Origin of the sequence: Roseovarius albus, from assembly GCF_900172335.1 — a bacterium.
Lineage (GTDB): Bacteria > Pseudomonadota > Alphaproteobacteria > Rhodobacterales > Rhodobacteraceae > Roseovarius > Roseovarius albus.
Map to the genome: position 1 here is coordinate 271081 of NZ_FWFX01000001.1, position 16432 is coordinate 287512.

13 protein-coding genes are annotated in these 16432 nt (G+C 54.1%); 6 read left to right on the forward strand and 7 right to left on the reverse strand.

Going from position 1 to position 16432, the window contains the following annotated elements; translation table 11 throughout:
- Positions 1 to 39 precede the first annotated feature (39 nt).
- Positions 40 to 1575 carry an ABC transporter substrate-binding protein gene (locus ROA7450_RS01285; RefSeq protein ID WP_085803807.1) on the reverse strand — a complete coding sequence of 512 codons (1536 nt, stop codon included), beginning with the start codon at positions 1573 to 1575 and terminating at the stop codon, positions 40 to 42.
- Positions 1576 to 2259: 684 nt separating this feature from the next.
- Between ROA7450_RS01285 and ROA7450_RS01290 the strand changes: the two genes are divergently transcribed.
- Together ROA7450_RS01290 and ROA7450_RS01300 are read left to right on the forward strand one after the other, a co-directional pair.
- Positions 2260 to 4455, forward strand: coding sequence for a fused MFS/spermidine synthase (locus ROA7450_RS01290; RefSeq protein WP_085803808.1), 2196 nt, complete (start codon positions 2260 to 2262; stop codon positions 4453 to 4455).
- Positions 4456 to 4927: 472 nt separating this feature from the next.
- Positions 4928 to 6592, forward strand: a complete 1665-nt coding sequence (locus tag ROA7450_RS01300; protein ID WP_085803810.1) for an ABC transporter permease — start codon at positions 4928 to 4930, stop codon at positions 6590 to 6592.
- On the opposite strand, the gene ROA7450_RS01305 is transcribed toward ROA7450_RS01300, so the two are convergent.
- Positions 6589 to 7485, reverse strand: coding sequence for an NAD(P)-dependent oxidoreductase (locus tag ROA7450_RS01305; protein WP_085803811.1), 897 nt, complete (start codon positions 7483 to 7485; stop codon positions 6589 to 6591). The two genes, ROA7450_RS01300 and ROA7450_RS01305, sit on opposite strands and share 4 nt — an antisense overlap.
- A gap of 65 nt (positions 7486 to 7550) precedes the next feature.
- Here ROA7450_RS01305 and ROA7450_RS01310 point away from each other — a divergent pair, with 65 nt between their 5' ends.
- Complete coding sequence (locus ROA7450_RS01310) at positions 7551 to 10019, forward strand: penicillin acylase family protein (protein WP_085803812.1); 2469 nt, start codon at positions 7551 to 7553, stop codon at positions 10017 to 10019.
- A gap of 33 nt (positions 10020 to 10052) precedes the next feature.
- Here the strand turns inward: ROA7450_RS01310 and ROA7450_RS01315 are convergent, their stop codons facing one another.
- Positions 10053 to 10286: a hypothetical protein gene (locus tag ROA7450_RS01315; RefSeq protein WP_085803813.1), complete on the reverse strand. Its 234-nt coding sequence runs from the start codon at positions 10284 to 10286 to the stop codon at positions 10053 to 10055.
- On the reverse strand, positions 10283 to 11149 hold the full coding sequence (locus ROA7450_RS01320; RefSeq protein WP_085803814.1) for an alpha/beta fold hydrolase: 867 nt from the start codon (positions 11147 to 11149) through the stop codon (positions 10283 to 10285). Before ROA7450_RS01320 ends, ROA7450_RS01315 begins: the two co-directional genes overlap by 4 nt.
- 118 nt (positions 11150 to 11267) lie before the next feature.
- Here ROA7450_RS01320 and ROA7450_RS01325 point away from each other — a divergent pair, with 118 nt between their 5' ends.
- Together ROA7450_RS01325 and ROA7450_RS01330 are read left to right on the forward strand one after the other, a co-directional pair.
- Positions 11268 to 12143 (forward strand): LysR family transcriptional regulator, encoded by an 876-nt coding sequence (locus ROA7450_RS01325; protein ID WP_085803815.1) that lies wholly within the window; start codon positions 11268 to 11270, stop codon positions 12141 to 12143.
- Between the two features lie 75 nt (positions 12144 to 12218).
- Entirely contained in the window at positions 12219 to 12704 is a 486-nt protein-coding gene (locus ROA7450_RS01330) for a flavodoxin family protein (protein WP_085803816.1), read from the forward strand.
- On the opposite strand, the gene ROA7450_RS01335 is transcribed toward ROA7450_RS01330, so the two are convergent.
- Positions 12701 to 13858 carry a Hint domain-containing protein gene (locus ROA7450_RS01335; protein ID WP_085803817.1) on the reverse strand — a complete coding sequence of 386 codons (1158 nt, stop codon included), beginning with the start codon at positions 13856 to 13858 and terminating at the stop codon, positions 12701 to 12703. The two genes, ROA7450_RS01330 and ROA7450_RS01335, sit on opposite strands and share 4 nt — an antisense overlap.
- Before the next feature lie 190 nt (positions 13859 to 14048).
- The gene (gene infC, locus ROA7450_RS01340) at positions 14049 to 14618 is read right to left on the reverse strand and encodes a translation initiation factor IF-3 (protein ID WP_306372421.1); all 570 of its coding nucleotides are present in this window, start codon (positions 14616 to 14618) and stop codon (positions 14049 to 14051) included.
- A gap of 181 nt (positions 14619 to 14799) precedes the next feature.
- Here infC and ROA7450_RS01345 point away from each other — a divergent pair, with 181 nt between their 5' ends.
- Complete coding sequence (locus ROA7450_RS01345) at positions 14800 to 15450, forward strand: hypothetical protein (protein WP_085803819.1); 651 nt, start codon at positions 14800 to 14802, stop codon at positions 15448 to 15450.
- A gap of 77 nt (positions 15451 to 15527) precedes the next feature.
- Here ROA7450_RS01345 and ROA7450_RS01350 read toward each other — a convergent pair whose 3' ends face one another.
- Complete coding sequence (locus ROA7450_RS01350; protein WP_085803820.1) at positions 15528 to 16379, reverse strand: ferredoxin--NADP reductase; 852 nt, start codon at positions 16377 to 16379, stop codon at positions 15528 to 15530.
- Positions 16380 to 16432 lie beyond the last annotated feature (53 nt).

Consider the following 16432-nt stretch of genomic DNA (forward strand, 5'->3'; position numbering starts at 1 on the left):
AGAGCGGGCCGCTGAAGTGCGGCCCGCTTGTGAAAGTTATTATTCGTTGACGACCAGATCACCCAGATAGGGGAAGTTCATCACGTTCAGGACCGGCTCAATCTCAACATTGCTACCGGCCGCCCAGGCCAGGTCCTGCCAATGCAGCGGAACGTAAGCCGCTTCATCATACAGGATCTTTTCAACTTCCTGCAGCATCTCAGCACGCTTGGCTTCGTCTGTTTCAGTCAAAGAGGCCAGCGTCAGCTCGTCCACCTTGGCGTTCGAGTAGTTTCCTGAGTTGTACTGCCCACGACCTGTTTCTTCATCCGGTGTCATGGTCAGGAACTCGTTGAAGTTGGCGCTGTCCTCGGTGTCCGAGTGCCAGCCGATCATCATGATGTCAGCTGCGCGCTCATCGAATTTGGGCCAGTACTGTGCCTTGGGCATAGTGGTCAGGTCAATGTTGATGCCAATTTTTGCCAGCATTGCGGCAGAGGCTTCACAGATCTTGAAGTCGTTGACGTAGCGGTTGTTAGGGCACATCATTGTAGCATTAAACCCATCTGCATAACCCGCTTCAGCCATCAGAGCCTGCGCCTTTTCAAGGTCATAGCGTGGGGCCAGATCGGCGTTGTAACCCAGATAGCCTTCAGGTGATTGCTGAGCTGCCGCAGTGCCAAAGCCCTTCATGATCTTTTTGACGATGCCTTCATTGTTGATCGCATAAACGATTGCTTCGCGAACTTTCGGGTTCGCGAGGGCTTCGTTACGGTTTTGGTTGAGCTGCAGCGTGATGATGCGTGTGCCGCTCATGGTTACCAGTTTGGAGTTTTCATCGGCGTCGATGCGCTCCAGATCTGTTGGGGGCACAGGTGCGATGAAGTCAACGTCGCCTGACAGGAGGGCGGCGACTCGCGTAGGCGCTTCTTTGATTGGCGTCAGAATCGCGGTTTGTACGTTGCCGGGGCTGTCAGTATCCCAATAATTCGGGTTGCGTTCAAAGACGACCTTCACACCTTGCTCGCGCTCAGTGATGGTGAACGGGCCAGTGCCAGAAACATTGCTTGAGGCAAAGCTGTCACCGTGTTTGACGATCTCGTCCTGACCCTCGTAGAATTTTTTGTCCATCGGGAAGACATAGGTCGCCGTGTGCAGCACCAGCGGGTTTGGACCGGCGGTTTTAACCTCGACTGTATAGTCATCTACCGCTGTCGCGGTTTCCCAAGCAGCAAAGATTCCTTTGAAATCAGGCGATTCTTTCATCCGGTCAATGGTATACACCACGTCTTCAGCGGTCATGTCATTGCCGGAATGGAACTTTACCCCTTCGCGGATTTTGAAGCGAACGGTGGTGTCATCAACGCGTTCCCAGCTTTCGGCCAGACGTGGGTCAAAGCCCAGCTCGCTGTTCCAGCGCACCAGCGGGTCAAAGATCATATGGCTCAGCTGCAGCGTGCCACCTGAAAGTTGTTCATGGGGGTCCAGCGATACTGGATCAGCGTCATATGCAAATGTCAGTGTCTGCGCCGGGGCGGTTGTGGCCAAAGCCAATGCCATAGCGGTCGCAGTCGCAAGAGTACGAATGGTTTTCATTTTATGGGTCTCCCTGATTAGCGAATTCGTACCCGCAAAACGTGCGGGATTGTTCGCATATGACTGCAAAGGTGTCGTGATTCTGCTGCCATGTAAAGACTTGGTTCTGGTTGACGCAGGGATAACGGGAAAAAGTTCTGTTTCGTGTCGGGGGAAATAGTTTGGGAAATTACGTAAAGCCTGTGCAGGACGAACACGGGTTAAGGACGCAGGTCAAACCTTGGGAAAATCCGCGCAAGTTGTCGGGTGAGCAATGTTGCGAGCACTTTCCTTCACGAGCAATGTATGCGTGCATCGTTAGGGAGAAGCTGGGTAAGAAACGTCCACCCTTGTGCTTGCTCCTGACAGTGGAAAAGTGGACAGGGATGGCTCACCCTTGCTTCTTGCGGATCTACCAATTTATGGTCAGCTAGCGCGCCCCCAAACTCTCTAGCAGGATGAAAGCCCGCCTGGTTTGGATACTAACAGGCAAGCGGTAGGGGATCTTGGAACCTTGAAACAAAATTCTCGTCGATCATCAAAGTGTCAGGCGCTCCAGTCTGAAAGCGTCGCATTCAAGATGATACTTGGCAAAAAGATGATGGTACGACAAACCAACAATCAAACATTTCCGTGCCGCAATTTGTACAAAATCTAATGTTTCCATATGCACAACATTCCTTTTGAGCGGACAGGAGAACTACGGTGCGAAATTCTGAACTAGCAGGTGCAGAGCACGTAAATGGTTTAATCCCAGCGTTTTATACGGTAACAATTTTTTTAAGCGCTTCTCTGCTCTTTTTTGTACAGCCACTCTTCACTAAAATCGTACTGCCGCAGGTCGGCGGCTCATCTGCGATCTGGACTGTAGCAATGCTATTCTTCCAGACGATATTGATCGCGGGTTACCTCTATTCCCATCTCGTCACACGGTATACGGCAGTTAAGACCCAAATTCTGATACACATAAGCATTTGGGCGCTGGCGCTCTTTTTTTTGCCGTTAGCGGTTCCTGCGGGATGGCAATTTGACCCCAATGGTGCCATCGCTTGGCAAGCGTTGTTACTATTTGGCGCTGGCGTGGGGCTGCCCTTTTTCGCACTTTCGGCCAATGCTCCACTTATTCAGTCATGGTATAGACGCAGTGGTGGTCCATCGGCATCCGATCCGTATTTTCTCTACGGGGCTAGTAACCTAGGTTCCCTGATTGCGCTTCTTGGGTTTCCAATAGTAGCTGAGCCATTGTTTGGCGCAACCGATATCGGATGGGGTTGGACAGTGGGGTTTGTCGCCCTAGGTGGCTTCTTGACTCTGAGCGGGTTGATGGCCCGTCGGGATCTTCCAGCAACAAATGTTAATAGCATATCATCCTCAAAACCAACTTTTCGAAATCGACTTTACTGGGCGTTTCTGGCCTTTATTCCATCTTCGTTGATGCTGTCAGTCACGTCAAAGTTTAGCCTTGATGTTGGCTCTTTGCCACTGATTTGGGTAATCCCATTGGCACTATACTTGCTTAGCTTTGTGCTAACGTTTTCTAATCGGACGTTGTTCAACGGGAAAGCCTTCAAAATCGTATATGGGTTTGCTTTGTTGGCATTGATGTTACCGTTTACTGGCTTCGTAAATAGCCAATTTAGTTGGACCAGCGGAGTGTTACTATTTTCCGGCTTTTTTATTGTAGCTGTTTTTGCCCATCGTAAACTTTACGAAGCGCGGCCAAGCGGTGAATTCCTAACTGGTTTCTACCTCACCATGTCAATCGGAGGAGCATTTGGAGGTCTTTTCAACTCCATCATTGCCCCCCTTGTCTTTAACGGCCTTTACGAGGCTGGTGTAACACTGATCTTAGCTTCGTTGTTGTTGTTGGATTTCAAAAACCGGGATGAAACGCTTCATCGCAGTATCGTACAGGGCTTACTCATTGGCGCGATCTCAAGCATAATTCTGATGTTGTTCGCTACTATTTTTCCCGATCATGCGAATTTGTCATTCTTTCTTGCGCTCCTCGTGTGTGTCGTCGCTTTCAGCCTTCAACGCCAAAATAGTTTCGCCTTTTGCGCCTCTGCGGGGGTGTTGCTCGCAGTGGGTCTGATGCTGACGCCAAATGACAACCTTTTGCGTGATCGTAGTTTCTTTGGGTTGCATCAAGTTCGCGAAGTTGGTGAACTGCGGCGTTACAGCAACGGCAATACAATCCACGGAGCACAGCGTATCAGTGATGATACGACTGAACGGCCTGAACCTCTGTATTACTATCATGCCAACGGCCCGATGGCACAAATTCTGACATCGGATCGGGGGAAGGCTGCACAATCCGTGGGTGTCATTGGCTTGGGCGTTGGGTCGCTTGCCTGTTACCAACAACCAGGGCAAAGCTGGCAATTCTACGAGATCGATCGCATGGTCAACGAAATCGCCCGAATGCCGCACCTCTTTCGCTTTATGACTGCCTGTGCTGGTGATGCGCCTACGCATCTGGGTGATGCGCGCATCGTGCTTGCCGGTCAGGAGGGGTTACAATACGATATTCTGATAGTTGACGCCTATAGCTCGGACGCCGTGCCAATACACCTGACAACGATGGAAGCAGTGCAACTTTACATGGATCGACTGAAATCCGATGGCGTACTTGTTTTCCACATCAGTAACCGGCACTACGACATTGACATTCCTCTGGCCCGTAGTGCCGCCGCGTTGGGTCTGGAAGCCCGGATTCAGCGTTATGCTGGGAATGCGGAAATTGACCCAGCTGATTCAAGCTCAGTCGTCGTCACTTTGAGCCGCACTGCTGAAGCACTTGGTTCGCTAGAGAGCGATTCTCGTTGGGAGCCATTGCCTGGAGATGGCGGTTTAATTTGGACTGATGACCACGCGAATGTGTTGTCGATTCTCAGGTAGGTAGTGATAAGATCAATACGAGTTTGTCTCAAATTGACAGCCTGACATGCATGTCAGGCTGTCAAGAAGTGGTTCGAACAGACGTTGGCTTTGGGGCGGTTCATCTTCAATCTGGCGCGGTTGATCTTGTTTCTCTCCACGTCGAAATGGCTGTAGTTAAAGATATGGGTAGAGACGAAATTCTGTAAATTGAAGTGACTTTGAAATTTTTGCATCGTTGAGCCAGTCCTTGTTTCCTTTTTTGCTGGCATCGGTGTCACCTGTGATGCCTGTATTTCCTTCGCCAACCTGATCTATCCTTTAGGACCGCTTCGCCCGCATTATTTCTGCAGTGCGATGGTGGTTGGCAACCATCCTTTTGATTGATTTATTCTGCACCGCACAAATAGCCTCATGCCTTCCGTATGGTTGACCTGCGGGTGAGAAATCAATACCGGATAAAAATCCTCGGATTATTGGCGGGTTTGCCTCAATGTCGGAACGTCTGCTGTATCGCTTGGCCTGGGTGGCTGTGATCGTCTGTGTGGCGCCGATTTTGGCTGCGGGTTTGGCAGCGCTGGCCGGGGATCTGGAGACCTGGCGGAATGTGCTGTCGACAGTGTTGCCGCGCTATACCCGCACGACACTGATTTTGGTGGTGATCGTTGGATGCAGCACGGCGGTGATTGGCAGTGTGACCGCGTGGTTGGTGACGGTCTATCGTTTTCCCGGGGTGCGACTGCTGGAGATTGCGCTGGCCCTGCCACTGGCTTTTCCGGCCTATGTGCTGGCCTATGCCTATACCAACATTTTGGATCATCCGGGGATCGTGCAAAGCACCCTGCGGGATTTGATGGGGTGGGGGCCACGGGATTACTGGTTCCCGGAGATCCGCTCTTTGGGCGGCGCGGCGGCGATGCTGACGATTGTGCTTTATCCCTATGTGTATCTGCTGGCGCGGGCGTCGTTCAAACAGCAGTCCGCCAATGCATTTCTGGTGGCGCGCACCCTGGGGCGGTCGCCGATCCGGGCGTTTTACCGCGTGGCCTTGCCAATGGCGCGTCCGGCGATTGTCGGCGGCGCGTTGCTGGCAGTGATGGAAACCATCGCGGACTTTGGCACGGTTGCGTTTTTCAATGTGCAGACTTTTGCCACCGGTATTTATCAGGCGTGGTTTTCGCTGGGGGACCGGGCGGCGGCGGCGCAGCTGTCTTTGTGCTTGCTGAGTTTTGCCTTGCTGATTGCCGGGCTGGAGCGGGCCCAACGTGGCAAGGCACGAACGGCAGGGCGGGGCGCGCGGTTCGAGACGATGGAACAACCAGAGCTTAAAGGACTTGCTGGTTGGGGAGCGACGCTGATCTGTCTGTTGCCCGTGCTTTTGGGCTTTGTGATTCCGGTGATCATGCTGGGATTGATGGCGCTGGGGTCAGGGCAGAACCTGTTTCAAGCGCGATATGTCAGTTTGATGCAGAACTCGGTTCTGGTGGCTGGTGTCGCGGCAGTGCTCACCGTGACCGGGGCAGTCCTGATCGGGTTTGCCGCGCGGGTGAAACCCGGACGTAAGACCAAGGCGATGGTGATCGGCGCGGGGCTTGGCTATGCCGTGCCGGGGGGCGTGATTGCCGTCGGCCTGCTGATGCCGATGGCGGCGCTGGACAATGCCATTGACCATGTGATGGAGACATATTTTGGCATCAATACCGGGCTGCTAATCACCGGATCGATCTGGCTGATGGTCGTGGCCTATATGGCGCGGTTCATGGCGGCGGCGTTGAATTCTTATGACAGTGGCATGGCAACGGTTCCGCTGCATTATGATGCGATTGGCCGGTCCTTGGGACAGTCTGGGCCGCGGTTGTTGCAGCGGATCCATTTGCCAGTGGTGCGCAGCAGCGTGCTGACGGCATTCTTGATCGTGTTTGTGGACACGATGAAAGAATTGCCCGCAACATTAATTCTGCATCCGTTCAACTTTCAAACTTTGGCTGTGCAGGCGCACCGTTTGGCCTCGGACGAGCGACTGACCGAGGCGGCGGTGCCATCGCTAGTGCTGGTAGGATTTGGCCTGATTCCGGTGCTGATTTTGTGCCGATCCATCGGACGGGAGGGACGCAAAGCTGAGCCCATCCCGAAGGAGCAGGCTGTTCAGGCAGATTAAAGCGCGTCCAGTTTACGCATCCGTTTGAACAGACTTGAGGTGTCCCAGCGACCACCGCCCATTTTCTGCACGTCCTTGTAGAACTGATCAACCAATGCCGTGACCGGCAGGGACGCGCCGTTCTGATCGGCCTCGTCCATGCAAATCCCCAGATCCTTGCGCATCCAGTCGACGGCAAAGCCATAATCGAAATGATCATCCAGCATGGTTTCGTGCCGGTTGTTCATCTGCCAGCTGCCAGCGGCACCTTGGCTGATCACCTCAACCACGGCGCGGCCATCCAATCCTGCTTTTTCTGCAAAATGCAGGGATTCGCTGAGGCCCTGAACCAGACTGGCAATGGCGATTTGATTGCACATTTTGGTCAACTGGCCTGCGCCACTGTCGCCGATGCGGCGACAAATTTTGGAATAAACCTCCATGAAAGGCTCCACCGCGTCATAAGCGGGTTGATCGCCGCCACACATGATCGACAAAACACCGTTTTCGGCCCCGGCCTGGCCGCCGGAAATAGGTGCGTCTACGAAATGGATCCCGGCGGATTGGGCCGCTTGGTAAAGCTCACGTGTGACATTGGCCGAGACGGTGGTGTGGTCGGCAAAGATTGCACCGTTTCTCATACCGGCAAAGGCCCCGCTATCGCCAAGGCATACCGAGCGCAAATCGTCATCATTGCCCACGCAACACATGACAAAGTCGGCATTAGCAACCGCCTCACGTGGGGTTTTTGCCGCTTTGCCGTCGTGTTCAGCGACCCAGGCTTCGGCCTTGGCAAAGGTACGATTGTAAACACAGACCTCATGCCCGGCGGCTTGCAGGTGGCCCGCCATCGGATACCCCATGACGCCAAGTCCTAAAAATGCCAGTTTTGCCATTGTCTTTTCCCTTGCCATTGTCTCGGTGCTGATTTCTGACTATCCCCACCGATGGATGCAAGTGAAAACGGGATACTCTGGGCATGGCGAGTGTGATCAAATGGTTGGCGCGGTTGATCGGTGGCGTCATCGTGCTTGGATTGATCGGTGTTGCACTGATTTACTTCCTGCTATCCCGCTCATTACCCGAATACTACAAGGAACTCGCGGTTGACGGACTGCTGGCCCCAGTCGAAATTGTGCGCAACAACGCCAATATCCCGCATATTTTGGGCGAGAATGACGCGGATAGTTTCTATGGCCTGGGATATGTCCATGCGCAGGACAGGCTATGGCAGATGGTGATCTCGCGCCGTACGGTGCAGGGACGTTTATCCGAGGTGTTTGGTCGGCGGACCATTGAGGTCGACAAGGCCCTGCGGCGGTTGGATCTTTATGGGGCGGCGCAAAAATCGGTGTCGTCGCAGGATATTCCGACACTAGAGGCGTTAGAGGCCTATGCGGACGGGGTGAATGCCCGTCTAGCCGAAATCAACGAAGGGGCCTTAGGGCGCGGTGCGCCCGAGATGTTCATTTTCAACAATCCGATCTCACCCTGGCAGCCAGCAGACTCGATAGCGATCATCAAATTGATGGGTGTGCAATTGTCGGCACATCTGCATAACGAAGTGCTGCGTGCGCGCTTGTCGTTGGCGTTGGATGATCCTGCGCGGTTGAATGACATTCAGCCAGATGACCCGGGGCATGCGATTGCAGCGTTGCCGCGTTATGCATCGCTGTTTCCATCGCTAAAGGGGAAAAACGTGTTCTCGGTGGCCAAGGCCGAAGATGTCTTTTCACCCTTCAAGACGCCCGCCTTTGCCGGGGCGTCCAATGCTTGGGCAGCGGCGCCATCACGCTCGGCCTCGGGCGGGACCTTGCTGGCCAATGATCCGCATCTAGGGTTCTCGGCACCTGGAGTATGGTATTTGGCACGGGTGCAGCTAGAGAGCGGGGGCGTCATTGGCGGAACCATTCCGGGTGTGCCGGCCATCATGACCGGGCGTAATGATCGATTGGGTTGGGCGATTACGTCGTCCTATCTGGATGATCAGGACGTTTTTATTGAGAAGCTGAACCCGAATAACCCGTCGCAATACCTGACGCCGGAGGGATACAAGCCGTTTGTCACCGAACGCTCGATCATTCGGATAAAGGATGAAAACCCGGTGACACTGACCCGCCGCTGGACAGAGAACGGCCCGGTCCTGCCCGGCAGCTTCAAGAATCTCGCAGATATTACTCCGGTTGGGCATGTCGCATCGGTCTCTTGGACGATATTGTCGCCCAGCGACACAACGATGAGTGCGGCGATTGGATTAATGAAGTCGCACACGGTAGATCAGGCAATTGTTGCAGGGGAGGAATTTGTTGGGCCGTCACAGAACTTGACCGTGGTAGGGCCGTCGCGGATCGCAATGAAGGTTATTGGTGCGATGCCAAATCGCAGTCCGGAAAGCGAAAGCAAAGGGCGGATTCCGGGTCGGGGCTGGATTGCTGAAAATCGCTGGAATGGCATGATGCCTTATGCAAGCAATCCAGAATTCTTCAATCCTGAGGGCGGGATTATCGGTAATACCAACAACAAAACGACAGACAAACCGTTTCCCGATCATGTCAGCTTTATTTGGGGGGATACGCAGCGGGTGCATCGTTGGGAACGGCTGATGCAGGGACGTGAGGTGCATACGCGAGATAGCTTTATCGAGGCCCAACTGGATACTGTGAGCTTCACGGCACGGTCTTTGTTACCACTGGTCGGGGCGGATCTGTGGTTCACCGGGGAATCTGCGTCCGAGGGCACGCCAGAGCGCCGCCGTCAGAAAGCGTTGGAATTACTATCGGCGTGGAACGGTGAAATGAACGAGCATTTGCCAGAGCCATTAATCTACTCGGCATGGCTACGGGCCTTGCAAGAGCGCCTGATCCGGGATGACCTGGGGCCGTTGGCGAACGAATTTAAACATGTGAAGCCGATCTTTATAGAGCGGGTCTATCGCGACATTGACGGGGCATCGATTTGGTGCGACATCAAACAATCTTTGCCAGTGGAAACCTGTTCCGATGTGGCGCGGCTGGCACTGGATGATGCGTTGATCTGGTTATCAGAGCGCTATGGCACGTCACTGGAGAGCCTGCGTTGGGGCGACGCCCATCAGGCCATCCATGCGCATCAGGCCCTTGGTGAGGTGCCGGTGCTGCGCTATTTTGTGAACATCCGGCAAAGCACCTCGGGCGGGGACAATACCCTGATGCGCGGTCGGACATCAGGCACGGGCAAAGACCCGTTCAACAATGTGCATGGGGCCGGATACCGGGGGGTATATGACTTCGCTGATCCAGACAGCAGCGTGTTTATTACCGCGACCGGGCAATCAGGGCATTTCCTGAGCCGGTACTACGACGATCTGGCGCAGTTGTGGCGGCGCGGGGAATATGTGCCGATGTCGTTGGCCCCTGAATTGGCGCGGGCAGCCGCCGTCGGGGTGACGGTGCTGACCCCGAAAGAATGAGATGAGGGCACCCAATGGGTGCCCTTTTTGCATTTAACCCCAGCGGAGTATGCCGATGATCGCCGACAGGGCATAGAATGCCTGCAAGGACAAAAAGGCCCAGCGTTTATCGAGCCAGCCCCAAAGGGCAAAGAGGCCTGCTGAGATGAGCAACAGTGAAAAGCCCAGAAGCTCGTTGCCGGTATTGGAGGCGATCAGCAGGGCGTAGATGATCGCCAGTGCCGAACCTGAGGTCTCGAATAGGGTGATAAGGTTTGCTTTGGTCATGCGGCGGTGTCTTTCGCTGTGTGTGAGTGGAGGAACTGTTTCAGAATGTCTGCGATCTTTTCGGGTTGGTCTTCGGGGCTGAAGTGGCCGCAGTTATCCAAAATCTCGAGACTGGAACCGAGGATTGCCTTGTGAAGCTTGTGCGCCCAATCGGGAACCTGCCAGAGGTCATCGGCGCCCCAGATCAGTTTGACTGGGACCTGACCCAATTCATGTAGACGATCCGCGAAGTCCAACGTGTGTTTTGGGTCGTAGTGGCGTATCTGATGCTGAAACAGGCTGGCTTGTCCGACCGGGCCACTAATGAAACCGAGGTAGACGTCCAGCGCGTCATTGGTGAGGCTTTCTTTGTTGTGGGCTGCGGATAGAAGCCAGTCACGGAAGTGGGTGCGGTGCTCTGCGTCCGGTGTGTTAATGAGATGTTCAAGCCCGCTTTGCATCTGTTTACGTGTGCATTTTGACGGATAACTGTCGTAGCTGACCACATCGATCATCGTCAGGCTGAGCAAGCGGTCAATGGACTGGATGCCAAAGCGCTGTGCAATACCGCCACCAAAATCGTGGGCGACCAAGTGAAAGGTCTCAAGACCCCAATGCTCTAGCAGCCCTTCAAGAATGGGCACCTGAGCGGTCATTGAGGTATCGACATCCGGATCGCTTGGACGTTCGGACAGGCCAAAGCCAAGCAGGTCATACACATGCACCTTGTAGCCGGCTTTGACGAGCGAAGGCACGACATTGCGCCAGATGTAAGATGATGAGGGCGTGCCGTGAAGCAGTACCACGGGTGTGCCGGTGCCATAAATGCCATAGGCGATACGGTGGCCGTCGATGAGTGTGTGTTCTGTTGCGAGTTGAGGCATTGTGTATCTCCGAAAAAGCTATGCAGATAAAATACCTTGTGTTAGAACGTGAAGCAAATGGGACATTTTAATGATATAATCTAAATTTGTCATATATGGGATCTGAAGGAGATCGAACATGTCACAGCGTTTGGATATCGATGCTTTACGCACACTTTGTGCGATCGAGGATTTTGGCGGCATCACCCGCGCTTCGGAACAATTGGCGTTGTCGCAATCAGCGGTCAGCCACAAGGTGAAACGGCTAGAGCAGGGGATCGAATGCGATTTGTTGACCCGCCGATCCGGGGCGTCATTGCTGACAGATGATGGTAAGCGCCTGGTAGGCTACGCACGGCGTATTCTGGCCTTGCATGACGAAGCCCTGCTGAACATGAGTAAACGCACTTTAGCCGGCAAGATTCGGCTCGGTATGACCGAGGATACCACCAGCAGCGATCTGTCGCGTGTCTTGGGGCGGTTCACTCGGCTGCATCCGAATGTGCAGGTGAAAACCCATGTGCGTCAAAGCGTTGTTCTGGAAGGGGAAATGGAGCGCGGCGAGATAGATCTGGGAGTGATGCAGGTGTTTTCCCACCGTAAGCATGCCGCCGACCTGGTCTTGTCCGAGGATGCGCTGGTTTGGGTCAAGGCGGTTGATTTGGAACTGGATTTCGACAAGGCGCTGCCGTTTCTGGCCTATGATGAGAATTGCTTTTACCGACAATGGGCCGAGCAGGTTGGGAATATGCCGGAAGCGGGGTTGAACACCGTCTTGGAATGCGCCAGCACGGCGGGGATCGTTTCTGCCATTCACTCCGGGCTCGGGGTGGCCTTGCTGCCGGGCCGCTACGTGACGCCAGAGATGCAGGTTCTTGATGACACGTTTCCAGAACCGCCTAACATTTCTTATGTCGTGCGGGTGCCGCAGCGGGTGAAATCGGTGGCAGTCAAAACATTGGCCAATGAAATCCACGCTGAAGGGGCGCAGGCCCCCGTACTGAGAATAGCATAGTCAATGGCTAGAGCCTTGTTGCCGTAGCGATCTCCTGCGTATGGTGCGAGTAGGCAGGGATAAGGACTTTGGGCGATGGCTAAACTTTTGATTGTCTATCATTCCAGAACCGGTGGCAGTCGTCAGATGGCCGAAGCTGCGGCACAGGCTGCGCGAGACGAGGCAGAGGCGGTTTTGATCGCAGCGGATCAGGCTGGGCCAGAGGATTTATTGCAGGCAGACGGTTATATATTCTGCGCGCCAGAGAACCTTGCGGCAATTTCGGGTGTGATGAAGGATTTCTTTGACCGTTGCTACTATCCCGCATTGGGACAGATCGAAGGACGGCCCTATGCTCAAATGGTTTGCGCCGGATCGGATGGCGAAAATGCGGTGCGGCAGATTGCGCGCATTGCAACGGGGTGGCGGCTGAAAAAGGCGCAACCTGCGATCATCATATGCACACACGCACAGACGCCTGAACAGATCTTGGCCGAAAAAGAGATCCCGGATGCAGAGCTTGAACAGTGTCACGACTTGGGGATGGCGATGGCGGCGGGGCTGAGCATGGGGGTTTTTTAGCCGAGATTGTGTCGCTCGGCAGGTTGCGGGGTGATCCCGCTTGGTTGGCAAATCAGTGGTTTCTTGTTCTTCAGATGCCGCGCGATCAAAGCGCGCTGCGCCATGTTGCTCGGAATGTAGCACGCTGGTTTTGCGGAGTGATCAGGGGTCGCGATTTCCGGGAAGAGTGCAAACAATTCCGCTCGAGTTTCCGGCGAAAGAACCTTAAGTGCCTCGGGGCCGGTGTACAGGCTTTCGGTTGGGGTGCCTTCAGCAAAGATCACCTCGTGCTGATCAAAAAGGAGATGGATATACTCAATGCCCTCGATTTCAGTATCAACAAAAATGCCAGGCAGGGCCGTGAGCTTGATTGCTGGAACGAGGACGTCACACGCGGCGAACATCCTTACGGCAATCGGAGACTGCACTAACATCCGGTGTTGCGGTGACACAAGCAGATCACGATTTGGCAAACCACAGCCCATGGCACCTGCACAGATTCGAATGGGGCGGAGTTTGGGGTTTCTTTCAAAGTCCGAGCGCGAGAACCAGCGACGATAAATGTAACGCAGAGGCTGAAAGCATCCCTCGTGCGTGCACATCAGATCACCCAATCGAAGGTGCTCGATCAATTCGGGACCGTTCCTGGTTTCAACCAAAGTTCCGCGGGTCAAACAAATCGGAGAGATTTCTGACGCATCAACGGCGTTGGGGCCGCCATTGGGCGGGCCCTCGCTGGCCTCAACGACACGTAGTGGCACACCGACTGGCGGCGGCGTGCCGATAAATGCGAGCGCCTCATTCGTTCCATACGAAGGGCTGGAATTGTTGATGTTAACCGCAAGTATTTCGTACTCAATACCGGTGCTTTCGTCCAAAACCGTAAATCTGTATTCGGCTTCGATACGTGTACCGTCGGCATAGGTTGTTCCGTCCAGAGACTGGGCTCCATCCAAAAGCTGGTTCCCATCGTTGTCAGCGAAGTTTGTATCGGTGGTGCCACCATCGCTGATGAAAAGCTCGGTTACAGTGGTCGAATTGATGGTCAGATATTCATCAACAAGGTGGCTGCCGTCGCCTTGTGTCACACCATCTATGGTCACGCCTCCAGTGAGGGATATTTGCTCACTTCCGGGTTGGCCTTCACCCAAGACATAGATCGAATAATCAGCCACTGCTCATACCTGTATTTCGTGCGCTTAGTGCGGCGCTGCAAATATACATTAAATTGGACGCGCCTATGCCGAAAACGGCATAAAATTGGGCATTGTGACGTGATTGCCTCACTGATCAACTTTGCCAAATCGCGAGATTACACAAAAAGGCCGGGTAGCAACCCGGCCTGAAAAGCAATTTAAACAGATCTTATTTGGGGGCGGGACCGATGATCATGATCATCTGACGGCCTTCCATTTTCGGCCAGTTTTCAACCTTGCCGGCATCTTTTGTATCTTCGGCAACCCGGTTCAATAGCTCCCGGCCCAGATCCTGGTGCGCCATTTCACGACCACGGAAACGCAGGGTGATTTTGACTTTGTCGCCATTGCCCAAGAATTTAAAAACGTTACGCATTTTCACATCATAATCATGGGTGTCAGTGTTGGGGCGGAATTTCACCTCTTTCACTTCGATGATTTTTTGCTTTTTGCGTGCTTCGGATTCGCGTTTTTGCTGTTCGTATTTGTATTTGCCAAAATCCATGATCTTACAGACCGGTGGAGTGGCATTCGGGGAAATCTCAACCAGGTCGAGTCCAGCGGTCTCGGCCATTTCCATGGCACGCTCTGGTGTCACTACGCCAGCGTTTTCACCATCTGCGCCGATCAGACGTATTTCGGTCGCACGGATGCGGTCATTGATGCGGGGTCCTGTCTCGCGCTGTGGTGGCGCGTTGTGCGGTCTGCGGGCTATAGCTTTGTTCCTTTGGTGGTTGATCTAAATCTCAAGACCGCAAGGTAACGGCGGTAGGCCGGTGTTTCAAGCGGCAAATCGGCTGACTTGAGCCGATAGGTGTGAATTTCCCCCTTGCCTCTTCTCATTGTAGTATGCATCAGATCACAAATAGTTGAATGGTCGGCAATCCTGCTGAGGGCCATGAAATTGAAGGAATATTATCATGAAAAACCTGCTTTGGGTTCTGATTGCCGGTGCTGTCCTGATTGGCGGCTACATGTTGGTCACTGGGAAATCAGTTGAAGAGATCAGCGACGATGTGACTGACTCTGGCGAATCTGCGACTGAGGCCGTAACCGAAGCGGCAGAGGAAGCCGCAACAGCGGTTGAAGAAACTGCGGAAGAAGCCGCGACAGCAGCTGAAGAAGCGGCAACCGCTGCCGAAGAAGCTGTTGATAGCACAACTGAAGCAGCCAGCGATGCGGCTGAGACTGCAACCGAGGCGGCCAGCGATGCGGCTGATACTGCAACTGAAGCTGCAGATGCAGCGGCTGACGCCGCCAGCGATGCAGTCGATACAGCGACAGAAGCGGCCAGCGACGTTGCGGATACCGCGTCCGAAGCTGTGGATGCGGCGAGCGATGAGGTCAACGACGCGGTAGATAGCGTATCTGGTGAAGCTGCCGATACAGCAGCAGATGCCGCGACAGACGCAGCTTCTGATGCTGCCAGCGATGCCGCAGGTGAAGCCGCTGACGCTGCCACTGATGCCGCAGGTGAAGCCGCTGACGCTGCCACTGATGCCGCGACAGACGCCGTTGATGATGCGGCTGATTCGGCGACAGACGCCGCAACGGACCAAATTTCAAACTAAGAAAACGTTCTGAAAAATAAACCGCCGCATGGTTAATCCAATGCGGCGGTTTTCTTTTTTGTCTGCGGTCGAGGTGTTTAGTCGAGGAAGGCTTTTTCAACCACGTAGTGTTTTGGGTTTGAGTTCGCACCTTCTACCAGGCCGTACTCTTCGAACATCTCTTTCAGCTCGAGATTGAACGCCAGATTGCCGCAGATCATTGCGCGGTCAGTGTCTGGGTTCAGGGGGGCGACTCCCAGATCCGCAAAGGCCTCGCCTGAGCGCATCAGGTCGGTTATGCGGCCCATCTTTTCGCTCTCTTCGCGGGTCGTGGTTGGGTAGTATTTGATCTTCTTCCAGAAGCCTTCGCCGATCACCTCATTGAGGAGCTCGTCATCTTTCAGGCTTTCGATCAGCTCACGACCATAGGTCAGTTCACCGGCTTCGCGGCAGGTGTGGGTAATGATCACCTCGTCGTAATCTTCATAGGTTTGCGGTTCGCGAAGCAGCGACGCAAAGGGCGCAAAGCCGGTGCCAGTAGCAAAGAACCAAAGGCGTTTGCCTGGCAGCAGGGCGTCGTGCACCAGCGTGCCAACAGGTTTCGGGCGCAGGATGATTTCGTCACCCACCTGGATGTGTTGCAGGCGGCTGGTCAGCGGGCCATCTTGCACCTTGATTGAGTAGAACTCCAACTCCTCATCCCATGAGGGTGAGGCGATGGAATAGGCGCGCAGCAGTGGTTTTTCACGACCGGTTTTCTCGTCGGTTTGCATCAGGCCGATCATCACGAACTCGCCCGAGCGGAAACGCAGGCTGGCAGGGCGGGTCACACGGAACGAAAACAGGCGATCCGTCCAGTGTTTAACTTCGGTTACTGTTTGCGCATCAGGCAAAGCTTTGACAGGCTTTGGTGCGGTCTGGGCGTCGGTCACAGCGGTCATCTCATTCATTGGCAATACGCCGGTCTTAACTGCCGGCGCCTTTCTTTACGCTTAGTCTTGGA